At 53.2% G+C, this 24,123-nt stretch carries 21 protein-coding genes; 5 read left to right on the top strand and 16 right to left on the bottom strand.

Going from position 1 to position 24,123, the window contains the following annotated elements:
* Positions 1 to 101: 101 nt before the first annotated feature.
* The 5 genes from CIK87_RS11965 to CIK87_RS11945 are packed head-to-tail and all read right to left on the bottom strand — an operon-like array spanning position 102 to position 3,496.
* Positions 102 to 926 (bottom strand): DNA/RNA non-specific endonuclease, encoded by an 825-nt coding sequence (locus CIK87_RS11965; protein ID WP_094387370.1) that lies wholly within the window; start codon positions 924 to 926, stop codon positions 102 to 104.
* Positions 923 to 1,702: an ABC transporter permease gene (locus tag CIK87_RS11960; protein WP_094387369.1), complete on the bottom strand. Its 780-nt coding sequence runs from the start codon at positions 1,700 to 1,702 to the stop codon at positions 923 to 925. The genes CIK87_RS11965 and CIK87_RS11960 overlap by 4 nt, the downstream gene beginning before the upstream one ends.
* Positions 1,699 to 2,310 (bottom strand): ABC transporter ATP-binding protein, encoded by a 612-nt coding sequence (locus tag CIK87_RS11955; RefSeq protein WP_022309900.1) that lies wholly within the window; start codon positions 2,308 to 2,310, stop codon positions 1,699 to 1,701. Before CIK87_RS11955 ends, CIK87_RS11960 begins: the two co-directional genes overlap by 4 nt.
* Before the next feature lie 19 nt (positions 2,311 to 2,329).
* A complete protein-coding gene (locus CIK87_RS11950) occupies positions 2,330 to 2,872 on the bottom strand; it encodes a carbonic anhydrase (RefSeq protein WP_094387425.1) in 543 nt (180 codons plus the stop codon).
* 42 nt (positions 2,873 to 2,914) lie between these two features.
* Positions 2,915 to 3,496, bottom strand: a complete 582-nt coding sequence (locus CIK87_RS11945; protein WP_094387368.1) for an NUDIX hydrolase — start codon at positions 3,494 to 3,496, stop codon at positions 2,915 to 2,917.
* A 281-nt stretch (positions 3,497 to 3,777) separates the two neighbouring features.
* Between CIK87_RS11945 and CIK87_RS11940 the strand changes: the two genes are divergently transcribed.
* Positions 3,778 to 4,821: an agmatine deiminase family protein gene (locus CIK87_RS11940; protein WP_094387367.1), complete on the top strand. Its 1,044-nt coding sequence runs from the start codon at positions 3,778 to 3,780 to the stop codon at positions 4,819 to 4,821.
* Positions 4,822 to 4,865: 44 nt separating this feature from the next.
* Entirely contained in the window at positions 4,866 to 5,753 is an 888-nt protein-coding gene (locus CIK87_RS11935; protein ID WP_094387366.1) for a carbon-nitrogen hydrolase, read from the top strand.
* Positions 5,754 to 5,829: 76 nt separating this feature from the next.
* On the opposite strand, the gene CIK87_RS11930 is transcribed toward CIK87_RS11935, so the two are convergent.
* From CIK87_RS11930 to CIK87_RS11920, 3 genes are all read right to left on the bottom strand, one after another.
* Positions 5,830 to 7,146, bottom strand: coding sequence for an MFS transporter (locus tag CIK87_RS11930; protein WP_094387365.1), 1,317 nt, complete (start codon positions 7,144 to 7,146; stop codon positions 5,830 to 5,832).
* 10 nt (positions 7,147 to 7,156) lie between these two features.
* On the bottom strand, positions 7,157 to 10,927 hold the full coding sequence (locus tag CIK87_RS11925; RefSeq protein WP_094387424.1) for a DUF4922 domain-containing protein: 3,771 nt from the start codon (positions 10,925 to 10,927) through the stop codon (positions 7,157 to 7,159).
* Positions 10,928 to 11,046: 119 nt separating this feature from the next.
* Positions 11,047 to 12,873: an SLC13 family permease gene (locus CIK87_RS11920; protein WP_094387364.1), complete on the bottom strand. Its 1,827-nt coding sequence runs from the start codon at positions 12,871 to 12,873 to the stop codon at positions 11,047 to 11,049.
* 139 nt (positions 12,874 to 13,012) lie between these two features.
* Here CIK87_RS11920 and CIK87_RS14110 point away from each other — a divergent pair, with 139 nt between their 5' ends.
* Complete coding sequence (locus CIK87_RS14110) at positions 13,013 to 13,411, top strand: hypothetical protein (RefSeq protein ID WP_144008217.1); 399 nt, start codon at positions 13,013 to 13,015, stop codon at positions 13,409 to 13,411.
* Here the strand turns inward: CIK87_RS14110 and CIK87_RS11910 are convergent.
* Positions 13,388 to 14,482 carry a hypothetical protein gene (locus CIK87_RS11910; protein ID WP_022310885.1) on the bottom strand — a complete coding sequence of 365 codons (1,095 nt, stop codon included), beginning with the start codon at positions 14,480 to 14,482 and terminating at the stop codon, positions 13,388 to 13,390. The two genes, CIK87_RS14110 and CIK87_RS11910, sit on opposite strands and share 24 nt — an antisense overlap.
* 251 nt (positions 14,483 to 14,733) lie before the next feature.
* On the opposite strand from CIK87_RS11910, the gene CIK87_RS11905 reads away from it, so the two are divergent.
* The gene (locus tag CIK87_RS11905) at positions 14,734 to 16,308 is read left to right on the top strand and encodes a capsule assembly Wzi family protein (RefSeq protein WP_094387362.1); all 1,575 of its coding nucleotides are present in this window, start codon (positions 14,734 to 14,736) and stop codon (positions 16,306 to 16,308) included.
* A 2-nt stretch (positions 16,309 to 16,310) separates the two neighbouring features.
* The gene (locus CIK87_RS11900) at positions 16,311 to 16,772 is read left to right on the top strand and encodes a lipocalin-like domain-containing protein (protein WP_158216252.1); all 462 of its coding nucleotides are present in this window, start codon (positions 16,311 to 16,313) and stop codon (positions 16,770 to 16,772) included.
* Positions 16,773 to 16,863: 91 nt separating this feature from the next.
* Here CIK87_RS11900 and CIK87_RS11895 read toward each other — a convergent pair whose 3' ends face one another.
* The 7 genes from CIK87_RS11895 to CIK87_RS11865 form a co-directional block, all read right to left on the bottom strand.
* Positions 16,864 to 17,958 carry a glycosyltransferase family 4 protein gene (locus CIK87_RS11895; protein WP_094387360.1) on the bottom strand — a complete coding sequence of 365 codons (1,095 nt, stop codon included), beginning with the start codon at positions 17,956 to 17,958 and terminating at the stop codon, positions 16,864 to 16,866.
* Positions 17,959 to 18,009: 51 nt separating this feature from the next.
* Entirely contained in the window at positions 18,010 to 18,546 is a 537-nt protein-coding gene (locus tag CIK87_RS11890) for a WecB/TagA/CpsF family glycosyltransferase (protein WP_371327125.1), read from the bottom strand.
* Between the two features lie 212 nt (positions 18,547 to 18,758).
* Positions 18,759 to 19,856, bottom strand: coding sequence for a glycosyltransferase family 4 protein (locus CIK87_RS11885; protein WP_094387358.1), 1,098 nt, complete (start codon positions 19,854 to 19,856; stop codon positions 18,759 to 18,761).
* A 106-nt stretch (positions 19,857 to 19,962) separates the two neighbouring features.
* The gene (locus tag CIK87_RS11880) at positions 19,963 to 20,448 is read right to left on the bottom strand and encodes a DUF4411 family protein (protein WP_094387357.1); all 486 of its coding nucleotides are present in this window, start codon (positions 20,446 to 20,448) and stop codon (positions 19,963 to 19,965) included.
* A gap of 5 nt (positions 20,449 to 20,453) precedes the next feature.
* Positions 20,454 to 21,575 (bottom strand): ImmA/IrrE family metallo-endopeptidase, encoded by a 1,122-nt coding sequence (locus tag CIK87_RS11875; protein WP_094387356.1) that lies wholly within the window; start codon positions 21,573 to 21,575, stop codon positions 20,454 to 20,456.
* A 205-nt stretch (positions 21,576 to 21,780) separates the two neighbouring features.
* Positions 21,781 to 22,893, bottom strand: coding sequence for a glycosyltransferase family 4 protein (locus CIK87_RS11870; RefSeq protein WP_094387355.1), 1,113 nt, complete (start codon positions 22,891 to 22,893; stop codon positions 21,781 to 21,783).
* Positions 22,890 to 24,074, bottom strand: a complete 1,185-nt coding sequence (locus CIK87_RS11865) for an EpsG family protein (protein ID WP_094387354.1) — start codon at positions 24,072 to 24,074, stop codon at positions 22,890 to 22,892. Before CIK87_RS11865 ends, CIK87_RS11870 begins: the two co-directional genes overlap by 4 nt.
* Positions 24,075 to 24,123 lie beyond the last annotated feature (49 nt).

Below are 24,123 nucleotides of genomic sequence, written 5' to 3'. Positions count from 1 at the left end.
TTTTATCATATTCCTCTGCGATTGCTTTCGCCTTTGCCTTTCCGGCATTTATGCCCTCATAGGTCCTCTTTTCCCCCTTTCTGCTGCCAGAGACGGTGGCGTCAGTTGGCGCGTTGGGTCCAGTCTTCCAGCCGAGCCTGGCTTTCCACCTTGTCCTCTATCTGGTCGGGCAGCGAGGCAAAGAAGTCTATGCCCGTGATGCGTTCCACCTCGTCTATCGAGTTGACATACTGCGTCTGGAGCCGTCGGCGGGCGTCGTTGCGATAGATGAAGCCTATGCCGCGTGGCTCTCCCTGCAGACATACGATGACCTTGAAGAAGGCTTCGGGCACCGTCACCTTGTTTTTGCCTATCCGCTTGTGGTGCTGTCTGGTCAGTACGGGTCCGCACACGATGTACAGGTCGCCCCAGTCATCAGCCCAGTCGCGGCATTGCTCCTCCAGTATGCGCCAGTCGCCGTCGTTGAGCGCATGGAGCTGTGGGCAGATGTTGGTCAGCAGGAAACAGTCGGCCTGGGCTTGCTCGCTCCATCGGTTGTCAGCCGAGGGACACATGTGTCCGCGGTCATATCCCGAGCGCTGGTAGTCATAGGTGTTGGCACGCGGCTCTTCCACCTCTTCATCTTCGGTGAAGGCGCGTCCCTTGCGCTTGAAGGGGCCGTTGGTGTGGTCGGCTGTGAGATGCCAAGCCACCCAGTTGGACAGCCTAAGTTCATGATTGTACGAGGCAGTGTACCCCGCACGGTGCAGTATCTGCTCGGGCCTGTCTGTGAGTGGCGCCGGCAGCAGTGCGCCCGTGTCTTCAACCTCGGTCTGTTGCTGTGGCGCGTCGTCCATCAGCCGTCCTGTCAGTCGCTTGTGGTCTCTGGGCAGATTGCATCCAGACAGTAACAGCAGCGCTATCAGTGGGCAGAATATCCTGTTCATCCTCTGGCGTTGATTTTGTCGTATGCGTCAAAAGCGTATCTGCGCGCCAGCACGAGGGTGAGCGCCAGCTGGCCTGTGGCTGCCGAGATGAGCAGTCCCGTAAACAGCAGCTGTATCACGAGCGCGCTCATGATGTCTGTGCCGCTCATGGTCATGGCCCACATCATCACCGGCGCGGTGCCCATCCCCATGATACCCATGCGCTGCAACAGCGGTATGAGCGACCGCTTCATCGAGCGTCGGGCCAGATAGTTGGTGGCTTCGCGATGGGTGGCACCATTGGCGGTGAGATAGTAGTAGAGTTGGGCATGGTGGTGCAGTCCGTCATAGTATGCGCCCATCGCCTTGACGTTCGACTCAGCCACCGCTCCCGTGGTGATGGCCACGACGGGCAGCAGCAGATGCGGCTCCAGCGGGTTCATGCCCAGCACCAGATAGACGAATATCAGCGAGAGAGGCAGTATGGTGAGCGTCAGCCCCAGCATGATGGGCACTATGTAGTTGGTTTGTCGTATGCGTGCCTTGATGCGCATGTACCAGGCGGTGGCAGCCAGCAACACCAGCGCGCACAGCAGCGTCACGCCGATGTGGCCAGCCCGGACGGCCAGCACCGTGAGCAGTGCGCCGAGGGTCAGCGCCACAGCCATCGTGGCCAGCGCCTTGAGCGTGCGCCCCCATATCTCTACCTTGAAGGCGTAGAGCGCATATAGAGGTATGATGAAAAACAGGGCACCTATAATCAGGTTGCCAAAAGAGAGATGTATGGTCTCTATCATTGTAGTTCCTCCAGATTGATATGGTTGTCAAAATAATCTGCCAACGCGCTGTTGGCTGTCGTGGCTATGACGACCGAGTCTTCGGCAGCCATCTCCCTCAGCCGCTCAGCCGTCGCCTCGTCGGCCACCTCTTCGGCTATCACCACCTGTTTGCGCAGCCAGTGGGCCAGGCAGAGCATGCCCGTCGTCACCTCTGTTGCGGCGATTGTCTCGCAGGGCGCGTCGATGTGCTGCTCGCTTATTCCTGCCGCCATCCAGATGTCTATCAGCTGGTTGCTGTCCTTCCGGTATTCGCGATGGATGTCGAGCTGCAGCAGCGAGTCGGCCATCTGTCGCAGCGAGTATTGGGGCTGTGGCGGCAGTGCGGGTATGTAGCCTATCTGTCGTCGCATATAGCGCGAGGCAGCCGGAGTGAGCACCTCGCCGTCGTAGGTGAGATAGCCCCCAGCCACGGGCCTGAGCCCCAGCAGCGCCTCAGTCAGACAGTGGCGCGTGGTGGCATCGCGGCCATAGACCAGCAGCGAGCGTCCGTTGGCCACCACTGCCGACGCCTGCCTGATGTCTGTGCCGTCGTCGCAGTGTATGTCTACATTCTTGAGTTCTATCATCTTGTGGGCTGTCTTTCTGTCATTTGACCTCGGTGAGCTTGCCCGTCACCGAGTCGATGATATATCCATGGAGATTGACGTCGCGCGGCACCAGCGGGTGGTGGCTTATGGTGTTGATGGTATTTCTCACCGAGTCCTCGGTGTCGTGAAAGCCCTCAAGCCAGTGGTCGAGGTCTATGCCGCAGAGCGCGATGGTGTCTATCACGTCCTGGTGTATGCCGCGCTCCAGCATCAGCCGCTTCATCTCGGCACCGTTCATGTGGCAGGCGCCGCAGTTGGAGTGGGCCACCACCATGATTTCCTCTACTCCCAGTTCGTAGATGGCCACCAGCAGACTGCGCATGGCAGAGTCGAAGGGGCTGATGACCAGTCCGCCGGCGTTCTTGATGATTTTTGCGTCACCGTTTTTCAGTCCCAGCGCTGCCGGGAGCAGTTCGGTGAGTCGTGTATCCATACACGAGAGTATTGCCAGCTTCTTGTCGGGGTATTTGCTGGTAACATACTGTTCGTAACCGCGTCGGGCTACAAACTCTTCATTATATTTTACGATTTCTTCGATAATCATGGTTGTCTTCTGTTGGTTCTATGGGGTGCCGGGGCTGTCCTACAACGTGTCGTCGTCAATGGGCGGATGCTCCAGTTCTTTCAGATGCAGTATGTCTGTGGTCAGTTTGCTTAGTGCGTCCATCGGTATGCCTTCAGGCGAATACTTGAAGAACAGGTCGTTGTATATCACATCCTCCAGGAACTCAAAGAGCTCGTGGATGATGGTCCTGTGGTCGAAGGCGAGCACTGGCAGGTTGTCAATGTCAAACCACTGTGCCTCTGCGGCATCGTCGCTGCCCTTGACCTCGGCGAGGGCCTCAAAGGCGAAGTGCACTACGGTGATGACGCGCTCTCGTGGGTCGCGGTCTACGGCACTGTAGCTGCGGAATTGGAACACCTCGCCCAACGCCATGCCCGTCTCTTCCATCACCTCGCGCCGGGCGCAGGTCTCCAGGTCTTCATCTATCTCCATAAAGCCGCCGGGAAACGCCCAGCAGTCCTTATAGGGTTCGTTGCGCCGCTTGACGAGCAGCACGCGTAGCGTCTTGTTGGGGTCGTAGCCGAAGACGATGCAGTCGGCAGTGATTGCCGCATGCGGATATGGATAGCAGAATTTTGTCGGCTTGTTGTCGTTGTCCATGTCTGTCCTTTCTTTGTATATTGGTGAGACAAAGGTAGATATAAACCATCGAACTGCCAATCATTTTGCAGGGAAATTGTGTCTGTGCCGACATTTTTTTGCTGTCGCCAGATGCGGTGGTTGCCATTTCGACCTAAAAAACCATCGCGCTTTCTTTGTATTGTCTATGGTTTGCAGTACCTTTGCATAGGGTAGCGTCCACCGCGCCATGACCGACGGGCAAGTCGGCGAGGGCGAGGTGCAGGCAGACTGCCCTGACAGACATAATTCTACGTACACCGATGAACGACGACAGACTATACTTGCCTGCCGAATGGGCAGTGCAGAGCGGGGTGCAGCTTACCTGGCCCCACGCCGGTACCGACTGGGCTCCCTATCTCGACGAGATTACCGAGACCTATCTCCAACTTGCCGACGCCATCACCCGCCACGAGGCGCTGCTGGTGGTCTCGCCCGAGGTTGAACATGTGCGCTCTCTGCTTGAGGCTCGTCTCGGCCGTGCCCGCATGGCCCGCGTGGTCTTTGCCTGCTGCGACACCGACGACACCTGGGCGCGCGACCATGGCGCCATCACCCTCATGGGCGGCGACGAGCCCGTGCTGCTCGACTTCCGCTTCAACGGCTGGGGCGAGAAGTTCGGCTGGCAGCACGACAATGCCATCACCCGCCACCTCTGCGAGCAGGGCCTGCTCCACGGCAGCCGTGAAGACCATGACGACATGGTGCTCGAGGGCGGCAGCATCGAGAGCGACGGCCGGGGCACCGTGTTTACCACCAGCCATTGTCTGCTGGCTCCCCACCGCAACCAGCCCCTCTCCCGCGAGGAGATAGACGCCGAGCTGCGGCGTAGACTTCGCGCCCGACGCGTAGTGTGGATTAACCACGGCAATCTGGTGGGCGACGATACCGACGGCCACATCGACACCACGGTGCGCGTGGCTCCCCACGATACCTTATTATATATTAAGTGTAGCGACCAGGCCGACGAGCATTATGCCGACTTCTGCGCCATGGAACGCGAGCTCCAGGCACTGCGCACCGACGACGGGCGCCCTTACCGCCTCATCGCCCTGCCTATGGTCGACGAAATCAGATACGACGACGAGCGGCTTCCGGCTACCTATGCCAACTTCCTCATCGTCAACGGCGCCGTGATTTATCCCACCTATGACCAGCCCCACAATGACCAGGCGGCTGCCGAGGCTCTGCAGCAGGCTTTCCCCGACCACGAGCTCATCGGCATCGACAGCCGTGTCATCATCCGTCAGCACGGCTCCATCCACTGCCTCACCATGCAACTGCCCGAGGGCGTGCTCTGCCGATAAGCGTCATCACCCATCATCCCAGAAGAAATATAACACAGATAGATATGAAAGAACTGAAAGTAGGAGTGCTGCAACAGCACAACACCAGTGACATAGCCGACAACAAACGCCGTCTGGCCGAGGGCGTCAGGGCTCTGGCTGCCGACGGTGCCCAACTCGTGGTACTTCAGGAACTCCACAACTCGCTCTACTTCTGTCAGGTAGAGGATGTAGACAACTTCGACCTGGCCGAACCCATCCCCGGCCCGTCTACCGAGTATTTCGGCCAGCTGGCCCGCGAACTCGGCGTGGTCATCGTCACCTCGCTCTTTGAGCGCCGTGCCCCCGGACTCTATCACAACACCGCCGTGGTGATAGAGCGCGACGGCTCGATAGCCGGAACCTATCGCAAGATGCATATCCCCGACGACCCGGCTTATTATGAGAAGTTCTATTTCACCCCCGGCGACATGGGCTTCCACCCCATTGACACCTCGGTGGGCCGGTTGGGCGTTATGGTGTGCTGGGACCAGTGGTATCCGGAGGGAGCACGGCTTATGGCGCTCCAGGGTGCCGAGCTGCTCATCTATCCTACGGCTATAGGCTATGCAGCCAGCGACTCTGCCGACGAGCAGCAACGTCAGCGCGAGGCGTGGACCACCGTACAGCGCGGCCATGCAGTGGCCAACGGACTGCCTGTGGTGGCGGTCAACCGCGTGGGCTTCGAGCCCGACCCCAGCGGACAGACTCCGGGCATAGAGTTCTGGGGCTCTACCTTCGTGGCTGGTCCCCAGGGCGAGCTGCTCTATCGCGCTCCTGCCGACGGTGAAGAGCGCCGCATCGTAGACCTCGACCTCGGTCATAGTGAGCAGGTGCGTCGCTGGTGGCCCTTCCTGCGCGACCGCCGCATCGATGAGTATGGCGACATCACCCGTAGATATATCGACCGTTGACACCAGCTGTCCCATAACAAAGGCGCCGACTCTCCTGCGAGGGTCGGCGCCTTTGCCATTGGTGGTGGTGATGGGTCTATTCCTGATAGTCGTCTTGCTCGTCGGTGACTTCGGCTTCGTCGTTATAACCCTTGATGCCGAAGTTGGGGTCTATCTTGAGCATGGCGGTGACGATATAGGTCACCACGCAGCTTATCACCACGATGATGAAGAACATGCGGTAGCCCACAGCCTCCTGCAAGGCTCCGGCGAAGAAACCGGGAAGCATCATCGACAGCGACATGAAGGTGGTGCACAGCGCGTAGTGGCTGGTCTTGAACTCGCCACGGCTGTAGTAGATGAGGTACATCATGTAGGCCGTGAAGCCAAATCCATAACCAAACTGCTCGACAAACACGCATACGTTGACGATGGCAAGGTTGGGCAGCACGTAGCTCATGTAGATATATACCAGGTCGGGCAGCGTGATGGCGAGCACCATGGGCCACAACCAGCGCTTCAAGCCGTCTCGGCTCACGCACAATCCGCCGAGTATGCCTCCCAGGGTGAGTCCTATCACGCCCACCGTGCCCTGCACCAGTCCATACTCCTGCGGCGAGAGTCCCAAGCCGCCATTGCTCTCGTTGTCTACCAGGAAGAGTGCAGCCACCTTGGCCAGCAGACCTTCGGGCATGCGATAGAAGAGCATGAAGAGTATGCCTGTCACCACCTGCTTCTTGCAGAAGAATGTCCTGATGGTGTGCGCCAACTCGCCCATAATCTGCTGCGGCGTATTGGCGGTGTGTGCCTTGTCCGCCTTGGGCCTGGGCAGCACATAGCCATGCCACAGCCACAGGCCGATAAACAAGCCGGTGACGCCATAGAACATCAGACTCCACGAGAAGGGGATGCTGTTGCGGTAGATTACCTGCAGATTGCCGGCTACCATCACCAGCACGCCCTGGCCGAAGATGGTGGCCAGGCGGTAGAACGTGGAGCGTATGCCCACATAGAATGCCTGGTCGTTGGGCGTCAGTTCGAGCATGTAGAAACCATCGGCGGCGATGTCGTGGGTGGCGCTCGTGAAGGCCATCACCCAGAAGAAGAACAGGGTGCCCTGCAGCCAGAAGTCGGTAGGGATGGTGAATGCCACGCCGCCAAAGGCTGCACCCACCAGCAACTGCATGGTGATTATCCACCATCGCTTGGTCTTTACCAGGTCAACAAACGGACTCCATAGAGGTTTGAGCATCCACGGGAGATACAGCCAACTGGTGTAGAAGGTTATCTCGGCATTGCTCAACCCCATCTGCTTGTACATGATGACAGAGATGGCCATCACGGCCACATTGGGCAGTCCTTCGGCGAAGTACAGCGAAGGAACCCAGCTCCATGGCGATTTGCTATTGTTCATATCCAGTGTTTTAGTATATCTTCTTGATTTCGGCACCACGATAGTAGTGGAGCAGTATCTTGTCATAACTGTAGCCTTGTTCGCTCATGACGGCGGCGCCTATCTGGCAGAGGCCGACGCCATGACCCCAGCCTGCGCCGAGGATGTCGAAGCGCTCGGGCACACCATCGATGTCGCCGTGGGGTTCAACCACAAAGGCCGAACTGTAGAGGTGGCTCTCGCTGAGCGTACGGCGTATCTCGAGTTCCTTGCCGATGATGTACTGGCGCTTGGTGCCCACGATGCGCAGACGCGAGATGCGTCCGCTGGCGCCACGCTCCAGAGGCTCGAGCGCCACGATGTCGCCCATATCCATCTTCAGACGGTTGGCTATGAGTGTCTTCAGCTCCTGTTGAGAGTAGCTCACGCGCCAGCGGTAGAAGTCTTTGGTCTCCTGGTCATAGTCGTTGAGCACTTGAGAGAGTATGGTGGCGTCGGTGGTGTTGCAGAATGCGTCTGGGCTTTGCCTTATCCATGCCTCGGCGTTGGCCTCTATGGTCAGGTCTGGCTCTACAGCGTCGGTCTCCACGCCCTCGGCATTGTCGCGCACCGCCATGAGATAAGGTTTGTCTATATCCTCCCAGCAGTAACGGTAGCGTTCGGTGATGCTGCCACAACACTTGGAGAAGCGGGCATCGCATATCTCGCCGTCGTGTTGCAGTATCTGTCCGCCGGTGGCAGCCACAGCCTGTCGGGCCTTGTCGCTGGTCTCGCGGGTGATGCCCTGGTAGCGCTGGCAGTGGTCGTCGGCACACACGTCAAAGAAGGTGTGGTCTTCGCGGTCATACCAGCGGGTGAGTTCGTCATCGGTCTTGGTGAAGGAGAAGAAGCCCGAACCGCTCTTGCCGTCCATCTGCTGTCGCTTGTGCATCTGCGCGAGCAGCCAAGAGCGCGATATCACCGCGTGGGCTTTCAGCAGTTCGATATTGGATGTGGCGCTCATCTCGCTCGATATGACGCTCTCCAGGTAGCGTTCCACGGGTAGTTCGTTGATGGCACATATCTTGTCTTCCTCGACCACCAGTTTCAGCGTGCCGGCAAACACTTGCGTCTCGGTGCGCTCCCAGTGGAAGTTGACGCCGATGGTCACGTCGCTGAGGGCAAACGACGCATCCTCATGCTGTGGATGGAAGGTAAGTTGGCTGTACAGGTTGCCGTTCCAACTGATGCCGCCCTCGGCGAACTCCACTTCCTGTCTGCCCTCAATCTGCTGGCCCTTGGCCATATAAGGGCGGTTGAGGTCGAAGCAGATGCGCTTGGCGCTCACGATGCCTACCGACACCATGGGTTCGGCTGTGGCTTCGGGCTCGGCAACTGCCTCGGCGGCGGCAGTGAGGCGGGCGGTGATGCGTCCGAATTGCTCAGCCCCGACACCACACTCGCGGAGGATGGCTGCTGCTCTGTCGGCGTCGATACGGTCAAAGTCTGTCTGGCGTGGGGTGATGATGAGGCCGGCCATGTCTATAGCTCCTGGGCTGACCAGATACTGCGCGTCGCCCTCGGCCGTGTAGCAGTCGGGACGATGCTTGGCGCGGGGTATGATGACGCTGACGTGGCTCTCGTCCTGCTGCCATGAGATGACGTTCATCATGGGCTCGCCGCTATCCTTGTGGAGAGGCATAGCCTTGTAGATACGGTCAAAGAGAGCCTTGTCGGCGGTGGCGTCGGTGCTGACGATGGCCAGCAGCGGCACCACATATCCGCCCACGGCATAGATATGGTTGTCGTTGTCGTATTCATACACCATCTCTCTGCTGTTGGCCAACCTTGCCCAGTCGTTCTGTAGCGGCAGAAGGCCAGAGCATACGGCTTGCAGATGAGCGTGGTCGGGGGCAGAAGCTCCACAGTGGGGACCGTTGTAGAATACGGTGAGTTCGGGATAACGCTCTACCATGCGGAATATCTCGCCATAACACGTGCGTATGCGCTGCGGGTTGTGGCGGTTGAGGGGAATGGTAAAGTGGACGGGCAGAATGGGGAAGGGGTTGACCAGCAGCGTGAAGTCGTTGTCCAGGCGCTTGGCCATCTGCTCCTGCGGACGGTTGTCGGCGCAGAGGAAGCAGGGCCGATGGGCTATGCTGCGGGCATCGATGCGCGCACCGGTAGAGACCATGCGGGCAGGGTTGAACTGCACCTGCAGCAGCGTGTCGCCGCTACAGAGGCTGCGCTGCTCTACATGGTTGAGGTCGCGGAAGCGCTGGCGGGCGTCGCCCCAGAGCTCCAGCTGGCGGTCAATGAAGCGGTTGAGCTCGCAGCAGTTGCCCTCGGGCTGGCTGTTCAGCTGCTGGCGGGCTTCGAGCTCGATGGTGCGCAGCCGGTCTTTATAGAGATTGTTGGCATTCTGGCGTTCTATGCTGAGGGCGGCGTCTGAGTTGCCCTCCCAACGGCGGCAGAGATAGAGCTCGTCGTAGATGCGGCCTATGCGGTAGCGGCGGCTGATGGCCAGCCCCATAGCATAGTCCTCGCCATAACTGGTATTGGGGAAGCGTATCTCTCTGACCACGGGGGTGAAGAAGGCGCGAGGCGCCCCGAGCCCATTGATGCGCAGCGCATTGTTGGGCCCGTTGTGGTCTGTCCATTCCCGGTGGTCTATGATGCCCGGTGGCAGAGTGTTGAGGGCAAAGTCGCACATGCGGTAGGCGCCGATGACCATGGCGGCAGGCTGCTGGCGGAACTCATCGACCATGCTCTGCAGCGTGGAGGGCGAGGCATAGAGATCGTCGCTGTCCAGCTGTACGGCGAAGCGGCCGCAGCGGCTGTCATTGACGGCGGCGTTCCAGCATCCGCCGATGCCCAGGTCGTCGCGTTCGGGGATGAGGTGTATCAGTCTGTGGTCGCTGCGCGCCAGGTCATTCAGTATCTCGGTGGTGCCGTCGGTAGAGTGGTTGTCGACCACGATGACGTTGTAGTCAAACCGTGTCTGCTGGGCCAGAGCCGACCCCACGGCGTCGGCAATGGTGCGACAGCGGTTGTAGACGGGGATGACCACCGAGGCTTCGACGTCGAAGTCCTGCTCGTCCAGGTCTACAGGCTCGTAGCGATGGGTGTCTACTATCGCGCCCACAGCTTCGAGATGCCGGGTGGCTGCATCCTCCATCTCTATCTGGCGGTCGCGGTTGCGCGGGTCTACATAGTCAAACTGGCGCACACCGCTGGCGCGGCTGTCGGTCTGCTGCTGGGTGTAGAGATACTCGTTGAGGTGGGTGATGGCGGCTTGGCGCGAGATGTAGAGGCGCAGGTCGTACCACGCAGCCCATCGGTAGTCGGGGGCGGCGGGCTGCTGGGCCATATAGCCCTTGAGCAGCGCCGTGCTCACGAGCACAGCCGGTCCGAAGTCGAAGTCGTCGCGCAGCGCACCCTTCTGATAGTCTATCGCGGGGTGTGCCACCAGTTTGCCGTCGGCGGTGGCCATCCAGCTGTCGGCATAGACCATGCCCGCGCCGGTGTCGGCTGCCGTCTCCACCATGCGCTCTATGGCGTGGTCGCCCCATAGGATGGGCTGGGCCTTGAGCGTGAGCAGCACGTAGGGTGCCGTGGCACGGCGAGCTATCTCTGCCAGCGTGGCTGTCGACGTGAGCGACTCTGTTTCGATTACTTGTGCTTGGGGATATGCCTGTGCTGTCTGCGGCTCTATCATCAGGGTGATGTCTCTTACCGAGACGCTCCGTGAGAGGGTCTCTATCGTCGCCTCGGCGTCGCCAGCCGAAGCAATGGCTACAAAACAGTCTATCTGGTTTCTCATCATTTCTGTTTCTTATATATTAACAATATGTAAAGGTCGTATTTTTCGCCGAATTAAGCAAATTTTCGCGGCTAAAAAATACGACCTCGGTCAATATTGTGGCTCTGATGAGCACAGCGTCAAGCAAAGGGGAAGAGCAGGGGCAGTATGAAGGTCATCACGATGCCTATGATAATCTGCAGAGGCAGACCCACCCACACGTAGTCCATGAAGGTGTAGCGGCCCGCCTTCATCACCAGCGCGTTGGGCGGTGTGGAGAACGGCGAGGCAAAGCACATGCTCGCTCCCAGCGTCACGGCAAACATGAAGGAGTAGGGGCTCACGCCGGTCTGGGTAGCGGCAGCCATGGCTATGGGTGCCATGAGCACCGCCGTGGCGGTATTGCTGATAAACATGGTCATGAGCGATGTGGTGAAGTAGATGCCTGCCAGCAGGGCGTAAGGCCCGATGGCGCCCAGGCTGCTCACCAGATTTTCTGACACGATACTCGACACGCCCGTCTTCTCCAGGGCTATCGACATGGGCATCATGGCGGCTATCAGGATGATGCTCTCCCAGTTGATGGTCTTATAGGCGGCGTCGACGCTGCGGAAACAGCCCGAGAAGACCATGAGCAGTCCAGCCATGACCACGGCGATGACGGGGCTCACGGGGATGAAGTCGAATACCATGACCAGTATCATCAGCAGCATGATGGCTGCCGCCACGGGTGCCTTGAAGTCGAGCGACACCTTCTCCATCTGCTTGTCAGGGCGTCCCAGCACCACCCAGTTCTCGTTCTCGTGGTTCATCTGCATAATCTTGTCCCACTGGCCTTGCACAAGCAGTATGTCGCCATTGCGCAGACGGTGGTCGCTCAGCTCTTCCTTGATATAGTTTTCGTCGCGGCGTATGCTGAGGATGTTTACCGAATAGTCTTCGCGCAGTCTGGAGTCGCGTATGCGCACTCCGGTGAGCCGCGAGGTGGGCAGAACGATGATTTCGGAGATGCCGATGTCGTAGAAGTCCAGTCGGGTGGTCTTCATCCTTATCAGGTGATAGTCGCTGGCAAACCGCTCCATGGCATCCTTGTCGCCATAGAGGTAGAGTATGTCGCCCTGGGCGATGACGGTGTCTGCCCACGCCATACTCTGGCGTATGTCCATGCCGAGAGCCTTCTTCTTCTCGTTGCGTATCTCGAGTATGGTGAGTCCATACCTGTTCTGCAGGTCGAGCTGCTGCACACACATGCCTGCGAGCCCATTGTTCTTGTAGCCCACACGCAACTTGTACAGGTTGTCGTGCAGCTGGTACTGCTCGGCGAGGTCGTTGAGCGTCTTGCCGGCAGTTCCCTTGTGGTGCTTGCCCTTCTTCTTGATGAGCAGCAGACTCATGGGCAGCAGCACGGCTATGCCCAAGGCTATCACTATCAGACCGATGGGGAGGAAGGTGAAGAATCCGAGCGGTGCGAAGCCATGCTCTTCGAGGGTCTCGCTGATTACGAGGTTGGGAGGCGTACCTATCAGGGTGAGCATGCCGCCGAGGCTGCCCGCAAAGGCCACCGGCATGAGCAGACGCGAGGAGCGTATGCCCGAACTGGCTGCCATGCTCATGATGATGGGCATCATGATGGCCACGGTGCCGGTGTTGCTCACAAAGGCGCCGATGAACGAGGTGGCAAGGACCACATAGATGAAGGCGCGCGTCTCGTTGCCCTTGGCCATGCGCGATATGCTGTTGCCTGCCGACTGGGCAAGACCCGTCTGCAGGATGGCGCCGCCCACGACGAAGAGGCCGGCCATCATAATGACTATGGGAGAAGAAAAACCGCTTAATGCTTCGCTGGTGTTAAGAACTCCGGTAGCGGTAAGTACCATCAGGGCCGACAGGGCTACGACATCGCCACGTACGCGTCCCCAGACAAACATGGCTATAGTTACAATCAGAACAATTATAGTTATGGTCATGAATCAAACACAGATTAGTGGACTACAAATATACAATAATCCCGCCACAATCACGAACGCCGCCAGGGCGATGGCGTCTGATTTAATAAAACCTTAATAAGTTTTAGCAATTATTATTGTTTGGCTTGCGGTGACGGTCGTGACGGCGGCGAAGGTTGGCGTCGTCTCTTCTGCGTCTGTTTTTATCTCTCTGGTGTCGGACATCATCTCGCTCATTTCGGATGTCATCGTTCTGGTGGTGAATTTCATCTCTTCCGAGTCGGATGTCATCTCGCCAGTGATGCTGTTAAAGATGATTTCAGGGTTTGAAACGGTGATTTCACGCTTGGATATTATCGTTGCAGACACTGAAATCACCATTTCACGCCTTGCAATTATCCTGAAGGGCCTCTCCACGAACTTGCGGATGGTTGGCGTGGGCACCAATAAAAACTCTCTCCCGCTGGGGCTGGCATCGTGTGCCGTGTTGACCCCAGGGGAGAGAGTGACTTATTTTACTAATAACGCTATGTCTTTATCTGTGGCCACCGCCGAATGAACCACCGCCAGAACGGCTGCTTGAAGAGTGGCTGCCGCCAAAGGAGCCTCCTGCACGACTGCTGCCGCCACCGCGGTTGCCACCGCCGAAGGAGCTGCTGTTGCTGCTGCCACCCGAGCGTCCGCCGAAGCTGCTGCCCGAAGAGCGAGAGGGCTGCGAGGTGGATGGAGAGAAAGTGCGGCTGGGCTGGCTATTGGCGCGTCCGCCGAACGAGGGCGAGTTGTAGTCGCTGGAGCGGCGCTCTACGGTGGTGCGGGTCGAGCTGCGCACGCCTCCGTCGGCTCGGCTGCCGAATGTACGGTTGCTGCCGCTCACGCCCGAAGACTGCCGGTTGGCTCGTCCGCCAAACGAAGAGCTGCTGCTGTTGCGGTTGTACATCGGGTCGCTCTGCTGCGAGGCACGGCTGCCAAACGAGCGGTTGCTGCTGGAAGCGCCGGCAGACTGCTGATTGGCACGTCCGCCAAAGCTGCGGTTGGCATTCTCACGATTTATGTTGGATGAATTGTTGTTGCGTCCGCCAAAGGAGCGAGTGCCGTTGCCGAATTCGCCGCGGTCAAATCTGTCGCGCATACCGAAGCTCCTGCCGTTGTCACGATTGATGTGTCCGGCAAAACTGCGTCCGCGATACCAGCTGCGGTTGCCGTTGTTGTGCCAGCTGTGTCCGCCGCGATATACGGTGACAAAGTGGGGACAACCGAAGTAGTAATAGTCACGGTGAGGATAGCGAGCGTAGATACCGAAGTGCCAGTAGTAACCGTCCCAACTGAGCGGGCGGTAGAAGTAGTGGGCGGCGCAGAAAGCCCGGTACTGCCAGTCGAGGAGTATGTAACTCAGGTCCATATTGCGACGGGTCCAATAGACTCCGTAGAGGTCGTCATAAGTATTGATACCCATCAGATAGTCAAGGTTTATCTCGTAGGCAGCCTCATACTGAGCGTCGTTGAGATTGAGCTCGTAAGCCATCTTGTCGGTCAGGAACAGAGCCTGCTCGCGTGCCTGACTGTAACTCATTGCGCTGGCTGAAACGACCATTGTCATCATTGCCATCAGGGTAAATATATACTTTTTCATAATCGTAAGGATTTAGTTGTTTACTTTATCTGGTGCAAAGAAACAAAGAAAAAGCAAGGTGACAAAGGGTTTTTCCCTAAAGAGGGGGAGGAAAATCCCTACAATGCCGTATCGTTATCCCCGAGGGGGCTGCGGCTGGCGCAGGGATGACTGGCGCAGGGCGGGAGAGGAGATGGGCTTTTTTCGGGTTGGTTATAATAAATGTCGGGTCTGTGCGTTATATATATAATAAGGTGAAAAAATATCCACAGATGAAGATACTAAGACTTATAGTGGCGCTGATGCTGCCTGTGGCTGCCCATGCCCAGTATGTCTGGCAGGACGGCGCCGAGGCAGGTCGTCTTGACCTCTCTCGCGATGCCTCATGGCAGGTGGAAATGCAGGGCGGCTATGCCAAGGGCAAGACTCCGCTATGGCTCAATGCCAACCGTTATGGTCTGAGCACGCTGGACCGCGGCAATGGCTATCTGCGTGCCAGCGTGGTGCGCCCGTTGCAGGCAGACTCTGCCCGCCGCTGGGGTGTGGGCTATGGCCTCGACCTCGTGTGTGGTGTCAATTATGGCACCAACCCCATCGTGCAGCAGGCTTACGCCGAGGTGCGCTGGCTGCATGGTGTGCTCACCGTGGGCAGCAAAGAGTATGGCATGGAACTCAAGAACAACCGGCTCAGCAGTGGTTCGCAGACGCTGGGCATCAATGCGCGTCCCGTTCCCCAGGTGAGAGTGGCTATTCCCGAGTATTGGACGCTGCCCTTCGCCCATGGATGGCTACAGCTAAAGGGACACATAGCCTATGGCGCCATGACCGACGAGCGCTGGCAGCACGACTTTACCCACAGGCAGAAGCCCTATACCGACGGGATGCTCTACCACAGCAAGGCTGGTTACCTACGTATCGGCAAGGACGAAGACCTCTATCCCCTGTCGCTCGAAATAGGCCTCGAGATGGCTACCCAGTTTGGCGGCACATCCTATGAGCAGCAGGGCGACGGCTCGGTGACGATAAAAAAAAGCAAAAGGGGGCTGCGGTCCTTCTGGAACGCCTTTCTGCCAGGCGGCGGTGACGTGGGCGAGGGCAAATATGCCAACGTTGAGGGCAACCAACTGGGCAGCTGGGTGATGCGCGCTAACTATAACACCGACACCTGGCGACTGGGCATCTATGCCGACCACTTCTTCGAGGATCACTCGGGCATGCTGTTCATCGACTACGACGGCTACGGATCGGGCCAAGAGTATATGGTGAAGAAAGACTGGCGTTTCTTTATGTACGAACTGAAGGATATTATGCTCGGGGCCGAACTTAACCTGAAGTATGGCCACTGGCTGCGCAACATAGTGCTGGAGTATCTGTACACCAAGTATCAGAGTGGCCCCATCTACCATGACCACACCATGAATATACCTGACCACATAGCAGGCTACGATGACTACTACAACCATGGCACTTTCCTGGGATGGCAACACTGGGGACAGGTAATGGGCAACCCTCTGTACCGCTCGCCTATCTACAACGAGAACGGCCGCATCTATGTAGAGAACAACCGCTTTATGGCTTTCCACTTAGGAGTGGACGGCTGTCTGACCCCACGTATCGGTTATCGGGTGCTGGCCACCTACCAGGACGGTCTGGGCACCTACGACAATCCCTATCTGAGCAAGCACCACAACGTGAGTTTCCTGGTCGAGGCCAACTGCCACCTGCGCCATGGCTGGCAGCTGCGCGGTGCCTATGCCATGGACTTTGGCGCCATATTAGGTCACAACGCGGGCTTGCAGATAACCCTCAGCAAGAGCGGTCTGCTTAAACTGAACAACAAGAAATGACAATGAGAACACCTATTATATATAGTATGCTGGCCATAGTGGGCGCTGCCCTGCTGGCCACCTCGTGCGAACTGGAACATAGCAGCAACGGCAAGTTGGACGGTTTCTGGCACCTGGAGCGCGTAGACACCCTGCAGACAGGAGGTGTGCTCGACATGAGCCAGGTGTACTACTTCTGGGCCGTACAGGGCAAACTGCTGCATGTACGCAACACCGAAGACCCCTACACGGGCTATTTCTTCAGATTTCGCCAGACTGCCGACAGCCTTGTCCTGTCGCAGCCCCACTCTAACGGTGGCCACCAGAGTGGCAATGACGATGGCGACATTCCCATCACCGATGTAAAGGACTTGAGGCGTTATGGCGTGAACAGCCTGGAAGAACATTTTCATAAGGACCAGCTCAGCAGTTCGCGCCTCATCCTTTCGACCGATAAGCTGCGGTTGTATTTCAAGAAATTCTGACCTCTGACATAGCTATACTGATAAAGGCGGCCTATACGGGTCGCCTTTATTAATGTATAGGGGGCACAGGCCGCCGTCATCGGCAGTCGGCCTATGCGTTAACCGTCTTTATCTTACTGTTAAGTGCTATGTTAAAGAGGGTGTAGAGCGCCACGTCGGTCACAATGATGGCCGTGACGCCCATCAGGGAATAGAGGGCAAAGTTGAGAGCCAGGTAGGCCAATGAGATGGTGATGATAACGGCCAGCGCCTGGTGCATGGTACATCCAGCGCGCATCAGCTTGTGGTGTATGTGGCTCTTGTCGGCCTTGAAGAGGGGCGCATGGTAGTGCAAGCGGTGCAGGATGACACGCACCACATCGAATACGGGTACAATGAGCAGCGAGTAAGCCAACAACATACGCTGGGGATTGTAGGGCATGGCCTCGCCATTGACCATGGTAAACTTGACAAACAGGAAGCCCAAGATAAAGCCCAAGGTGAGGCTTCCGCTGTCGCCCATGAATATCTTGCGGTTCTTCTCGGCCTTGCCTAATATGTTAAAATACAGATATGGTATCAGCACTCCGGCCAGTCCGGAGATGATAATGCAGTAAGAGTTGAGCCCCTGATGGGCATAGCCGTAGAAAAAGCCTATCAGGGCTATAAAGGAAAGCCCCGCAGCCAGGCCGTCGATACCGTCTATCAGGTTGATGGCATTGCTGATAAACACGATGACAAACACGGTGAGCGGTATGCCTATATATAAAGGTATATCGTATATGCCGCAGAAGCCATACAGGTTATTGACCGACAGGCCGGCTACAGGCATCAGCACCGCAGCGGCCACCTGGGCGGCAAACTTAACCTTAGCTCCCAGGCCCACCAGGTCGTCGATGATGCCGACAACATATATGATGGTCAGACTGAAGAAGAAGAGGATAGACCATAGGTTGAGCGGCACCCGCTGCTGCAGCGCGGGGTCATTGTCCAACGTAAAGATAGCAATGAGAGCTGCTATCACCATGCTGGGTATAAAGGTGATGCCACCGAGCCTGGGTATAAGTTTATGGTGTAACTTGCGCTGGTTGGGAATATCGTATAGCCCCTTGGTCTTGCAGAAGTTGAGCGTAAGCGGTATGAATACAAATCCGCAGAGTACACTTATCAGAAAAGTGCCTAAATCCAGAATTATATCGATAGTCATCTTGTAGTTGTCTGTATATGTTACTATTGATATAACCCTGAATGGCGCTTTTTATTGCCCTCGCTGCTTCACTTTTTTCCTGCACCACTCGTGAAAGAGCAGCGATGGCAGGGTGGCCACTATCAGAGTGCAGCGCCATAGCTGCTTGCGCGGCTGGCTGAAGATGCGGTAGACAAACTCAAGATGGTGGCGCAACATCCACTGGGGAGCGCGCCGTTCGCCCTGACCGCTGAAAAACTTGAACGCGGCTCCTACGGCTATCATCACGCCATGCTCCAGGTGTGGTTTGAGCTTCGACATGAATATCTCTTGCTTAGGCGCGCCCAGCGCCACCCACACTATATCCGCCCCGTCGGCTGCGAGCATACGGGCGATAGCCGGGTAGTCAAAATCGTCGACTGCGCAGAATGGCAACTCATAGAACAGCATCTGCCCAACATCCGGATTAAGTCGGCCAAGTTGCTCGCGCAGAGCATCGAGGGTTGCCTGGTTGGTACCGAGGAAAGCCATGCGATAGCGCCGCTGGCTCACTATGTCGCGGAAGATGTCGCTGCCACAGTACTGACTATAACGGTGACCATAGAGCAGACGTAGGTAGAGCGGCACATAACTGCTGTCGCAGATGGCGAACATGCCACCGTCGACCACACGGCGATAAGCCTCATCGCGGTTAACGGTGTTGAGTATCACGCCATCAGCCACACATATATAGTCGGCCTGCCCACTGGCTATCTGCCGTGCTATGGCGCCATGAACCGCCGCCCTGTCAAATTCGTATCTTATGTTGAAGTAGGTGTTCATTAAAGAAATTGCTTTTGCAGTATTTGCACTATTTGATGTTCAAAATGAGCGAGGGTAAAATGTTCTCTAAATCTGTCGTAGCCACATTTTGCCATTTTTTCCCTTAACTGGGTATCTTTCAAAAGAACTGCTATTTTTTCTGATAAAGCAAAGGAATTGCCAGGTGGAACTATAAAACCAGTTTCTCCATCTTTTACTATATCTATCACTCCCCCGACATTAGAAGCCACTACCGGCAGATGAAACTGCATGGCCTCTAATAACACCAAGGGAAACGCCTCATTCAGCGAGGGGAACACAAAAATATCCGCATTAGCATATTCTTGCAGCTTCGCTTCTCCAAACTTGCTTCCATTGTATCTAACACAATCTTTCAGACCACGACTTAACAGTTCCTGATTAAATCTGTCTTTATCTACATCATTCGTCTCGCCGCCAACATAACTACAGCTAAAAGAGAAGCCCTTATCTTTTAATATCTTCAAGGCATCGAGCAGCACAAAGACGCCTTTTGCCTCTAACAGATTAGACAGAAAAAGTAGATGAGGTACCAGCCTGTCCTGGGCCATGTTCTTTGGAGCCAAGCCCATTTCTGGAATCCCATTAGGACATATATATACATCCTTACAAGATACATATCTGCTCATATCTTGATACAGTACATCTGCCAACAGAATGACCTTTATATTTTTGAAGAACTTCCGATACAACAAATTGTCCCAAAAGCAATCTTGACGTAAAGCCACACCGGTATTATGGTAATGAGCTATCACCCTACAGCCCATTCTCTTGATAAGCTGTACCACTATAAAATCCTTATAGAAGCCCATACCTTTAGCATTAGGTGTTACATAGACCAGTTCAGGGCTATAATGCCTAATATCACTAACAATACGGAGAAGCAGTTTGCAAAAGTGCCATAGTTTCGCCACACTACACTTACCAATATCCTGAATGGCGCTGGCAGTGGTCAAATTAATATAATGGCAACTAAAAGAGCGATTGACCAAGTTGCTATCGTGTATATATTTTCCCATCATTGCAGCTCCGTGTATAGGCGGTGGAAGATGCAATACAAACAATACAGATTTTTTCATATCTTCTCTATTTACCCCGTTGGCTAAACAAACTAAATTAACTACGACAACGTTTTTAAGTAATTAATGCCCATCACTAACTGAAATCAGTAACAGGGTATCAGTGTTATATAAAGATGCCAAGTTCCCTCAGGGCAGTATTCAAATCGCACGTTCTTACACCTATAGCATTACACGCATCTGGTATCATCACACGATTTCGCCGCTGGGGATTGCTTTTCTCGTATGTAACAAGAACCATGTCCCTTGCGGCAGCCGTCGCCACAAGGTACGAGTCTGCAACCTTTACATAATCGACTATCGCGGATTGAGAAAAATGAACCGCGCAATTTTGGGCCCAAGCAATAGTTTCTACCAGTTTGGCCATTACCGCCATATCCTGCGTCAAGAAAAAACCACGCGGTGCATTATTATGAATCCAATCAGTAAGTTCATCTCCGCCCCGGTCGATTTCGTCTTTTACCATGTCTATAGAATAAATGTTACCAGAGCTAATGAGCTCTACCATTTTGGTCCAAAACGTAGGCCAGACATCCATTGGCAAATTTTTCTTGGATTCTACAAATATATTAGTGTCGAATAAATACTCCATGTCTGCTAAATATTATTGGTCATAAAATTATCGTACGCCTTTCCGTATAATCCAGTTAAACGATACGCCTCAGTATAACTCAGTTGTTTGTTGTTGACTGCGTTTCTTACATGAATAGCGAAACTACGTCCCACTCTTTTTACACTTGTCGAATAAAAACTTCCCCCTGAAGAGCGCTTTTTGACTTGCATTGGACGCTGACTATACATTAACCAGAAACTTCTATAATCAGCATTAGACATGAGACCTAAATCATGAGCACGCCGAGCAACAACCAACTCGCTAACCTTAAAGCGCCGTGATGCCGATTTCGTGTCATCTGTCCAAATATCACGCAATACTGATGCTGGAACCAAGAACTCGGCAGCCACACTATCACAATAGTTTTCGGTAGCTTCATGATATAAGACCTCACTTCCAGCATGGCCTGCGCTCACACCATGCATAAGGTGGGCAGCTTCGTGTATAAGCGTGAAGAGTTGCGCAGTCTTGCTGTCTGCGCTATTAATAAAAATGTATGGCGCCTTTTTATTTACTAAAGCAAAACCTCGACATTCACTTACTTTTAAAGGCCTATGCGTATTGTTACCAACCACACCATTATAAGCAAGGAAAACACCGACATCCTCCAGCTTCTGCCCAAGAAGACTTACGGCAGCATCTGATGTCGCCAAGCTAAAGGCCCATATGCTATCAAGTTCCAAGATCGTTCTAAGTTTGTCAACGGCCTCACTTATAGAAGTGCGGTGAACAACTATAGAATCTATAAAATCACATGTATCAATTTCGTTCTCTTCCAGATATTCTTCCAGCCATTCCTGTCTTGCCTGAACATTCATCACCGTGTCATATACATTCAAATCAAAATGGTTCTGCATCCCTGCTTCACCACGGAACATGGGGAAAGGAATATTTTCTATGGGCAAATTGCTCATAAATAGATACCCAAAAGGAACATAGAACTTCGCAGCGAAAGCCTTCAGCTGACTCAAAGTTGGCAGTTTCCCTTGAGACAACCAGCCATTAAGCAAAGGAAAAATCTCTATCGCTTTTTCTTCACTAACACCAGCTCGTTGTATAACCCAACGAAGCAATTTTGGTTGAATATTTAATCTTTCTACAGCCATAATGCGTTCTTTGCTAAGCAAAAATACTACAAAAAATCGAAAGAGAAGCCGAAAAAGCCTCAAAACAACACATCACCAACAAAAAAACACTATTTAATACGTTTCGGAAGAGACTTTGTGATACCCTGCCAGCCAAAGATATTTCCACCGTCACACGTCTGCGCCCTGCCAGAGTTTCCACATAACACTACTAAATAATTTCTATTTATAATATCATTCTATCCAAGCTGTCAACTAATTGCCGTAGACATTCCTTGAAGTTCTCTTGCATTAAAGACTCTCTTAATCTAAGTGGGAACTGTATTTTTTCTGTATTATTTGTAATTAGCCTAAGTCGTTTAATATACAATTCTTCGTCTACAGGGTCTATTACAAAGCCATTAACTCCCTCTGTTACCAGGCAATTACTCCCTGCATCTTGGCTTATAAGCACCTTACATCCTGCGACAAGAGCCTCATTCGTAACAGCGCCAAATGCTTCTTGTAGACTTGGCAATGTAAACACATTAGCTATATTATACCATGCGTAAAGTCTTTCTCCTTCAAGCCGTCCTGTAAATATAATATTTTCGTGATTATCAGCTATTCGTACTAACTCATTATATTCAGGACCAGAACCAACTATAACCAAATACAAGTTTTCAATACGAGCTTTTTTGAAACATCGAATGATAAAGTCTATATTCTTAATCGCGACCAAACGTCCAACAAACAATAGAACTTTTTTATTCAAAAGATGGTAACGACTTATATACCCTTCGCTAATATTCAGAGAGCTCCTAAGTTTATCTCTATACAATTCATCATCCCTGATAATAGGAAAATATATTGCTTTAGTATATTTCTCCTGATACCATAGACACACTTTTGGCTCCACACAAATCAGCCCGTCTAACATTGGGGCTATAATGCTTATTGCCTTCTCGTGCTTCCAGGTAAAGTGATTTCCCTTAGCTACCATGTTATAGCTATCGTCTACCATACTTACTATTTTGTACCTTTTTCTTAGTATCATTCGGTGGATTAATGCCACTATCGTAGGCACTCCATACTCATTGGTCAATACGACATCTGAGGCAGAAAGAGATAGCTGGGCCCATAACATCTTTATCCATTTTATAATCCCGACCTCTTCTTTTACTATATAGTGGGGAGTGAAAACAAACTGCTCTTCTATCTTAGCATAATCAAATGTTTGGTTTTTCAGATTTCGCCAAAACAAGCAAATAGTCGCATCATAATGTGTTGCCAACTCGTTAAACAAATCGACACGATATGGGGCTATTACAGGGTGAAAGACAAGTATCTTCTTTTTCATTTCCAAAAATACAATAATGACGGATAAGTTATAACATTTATAATATCCGTATATTTGAATACTCCAAAACTATAATAGTAACAGAAATATGGAACCAAGGCGATACAAAGAACACCTTCACATGCTGCTTTGTATTTGAAACTACACTTATTAAGGAATATCAGCAAAAGAACACTTTGAAACGTATAAATAAAGAACTGATAACGCATACAAAGGAAATATGCTTGACCAAAATTTAATATTAAGAGAAATACCATCAATATAACAACAACATTAACAATTCCAAAAGATTCTTTGGTAATTGTATCTTGTTGCTTTTTAATGTAAATGTATATAGCCTGTACTATAATAAGAACAGTGAGGATGTAGAACTGAGCATTCAAACCTACATCTGTTTGCCAGCTATCTGTGCCAGTCAGTTGCTTTGTATCATTGAGGCGCATAAAAATATAGCCAACAAATATTATCTTTGAAAACAAGCCTGATAAAGACATAAACAAAACTGCTAATACTATAATGGTTAACCCTAATAATAAGATTCTCTTGGGTGATAGTCTTTCTCGTATAAAAGGAATTACACCCATTCCTATAACTGGGATAGAAGCGCTATGTACTCCAACAGACAAAACAGCCAGCATCCATTTTTTCTTCTTCTCGTAAAAAAGGTAAACCAGGAATAACAGGGCGAATGACTGGGATATGCTCTGACGTACCATATTGCCATTCATAGCAAATGTCTGAAAAAACAAAGCTGTAAACGCAATAGCCGTTACAACATCTTTTTTAGATGCACTTATATTTTTAGCCGTAACTATAATCGCCTCGTAAAGCACTGCATAACTTACAGTTGTAAAGAATGTAACAAAAACAGCCCAATTAGCATGGGTTAATCTACTAAACAGCCATGAGAATGTAAAATATATCGGCTCTTTCTTATTTTCTATGAGATAACCAATATATGAATAGTCCAAAGCACTCTCATATATTTCCTTATAAGCAAGAAAATCGCCTGTTAACTCTTTTGTCGTATTAATCAAGCCCAGAAACAAAGATATAAGGATACCCAAGGTACGGATATGCCCCCAAGTAATCCTCCCCCTACTATTGTATAGTATCCAGAATAACGACACTGTGCCCATGAGTGGGCTAAAATAATATATAAGAGCTATAAGTATTACCATGGCCTATCTATTTCCTTATATTTTTATTATTGTAACAATATACGAGTGC

The sequence above is a fragment of the Prevotella sp. P5-64 genome, assembly GCF_002251285.1.
Taxonomy (GTDB): Bacteria; Bacteroidota; Bacteroidia; order Bacteroidales; family Bacteroidaceae; genus Prevotella.
This window is presented reverse-complemented; position numbering and strand designations above follow the sequence as displayed.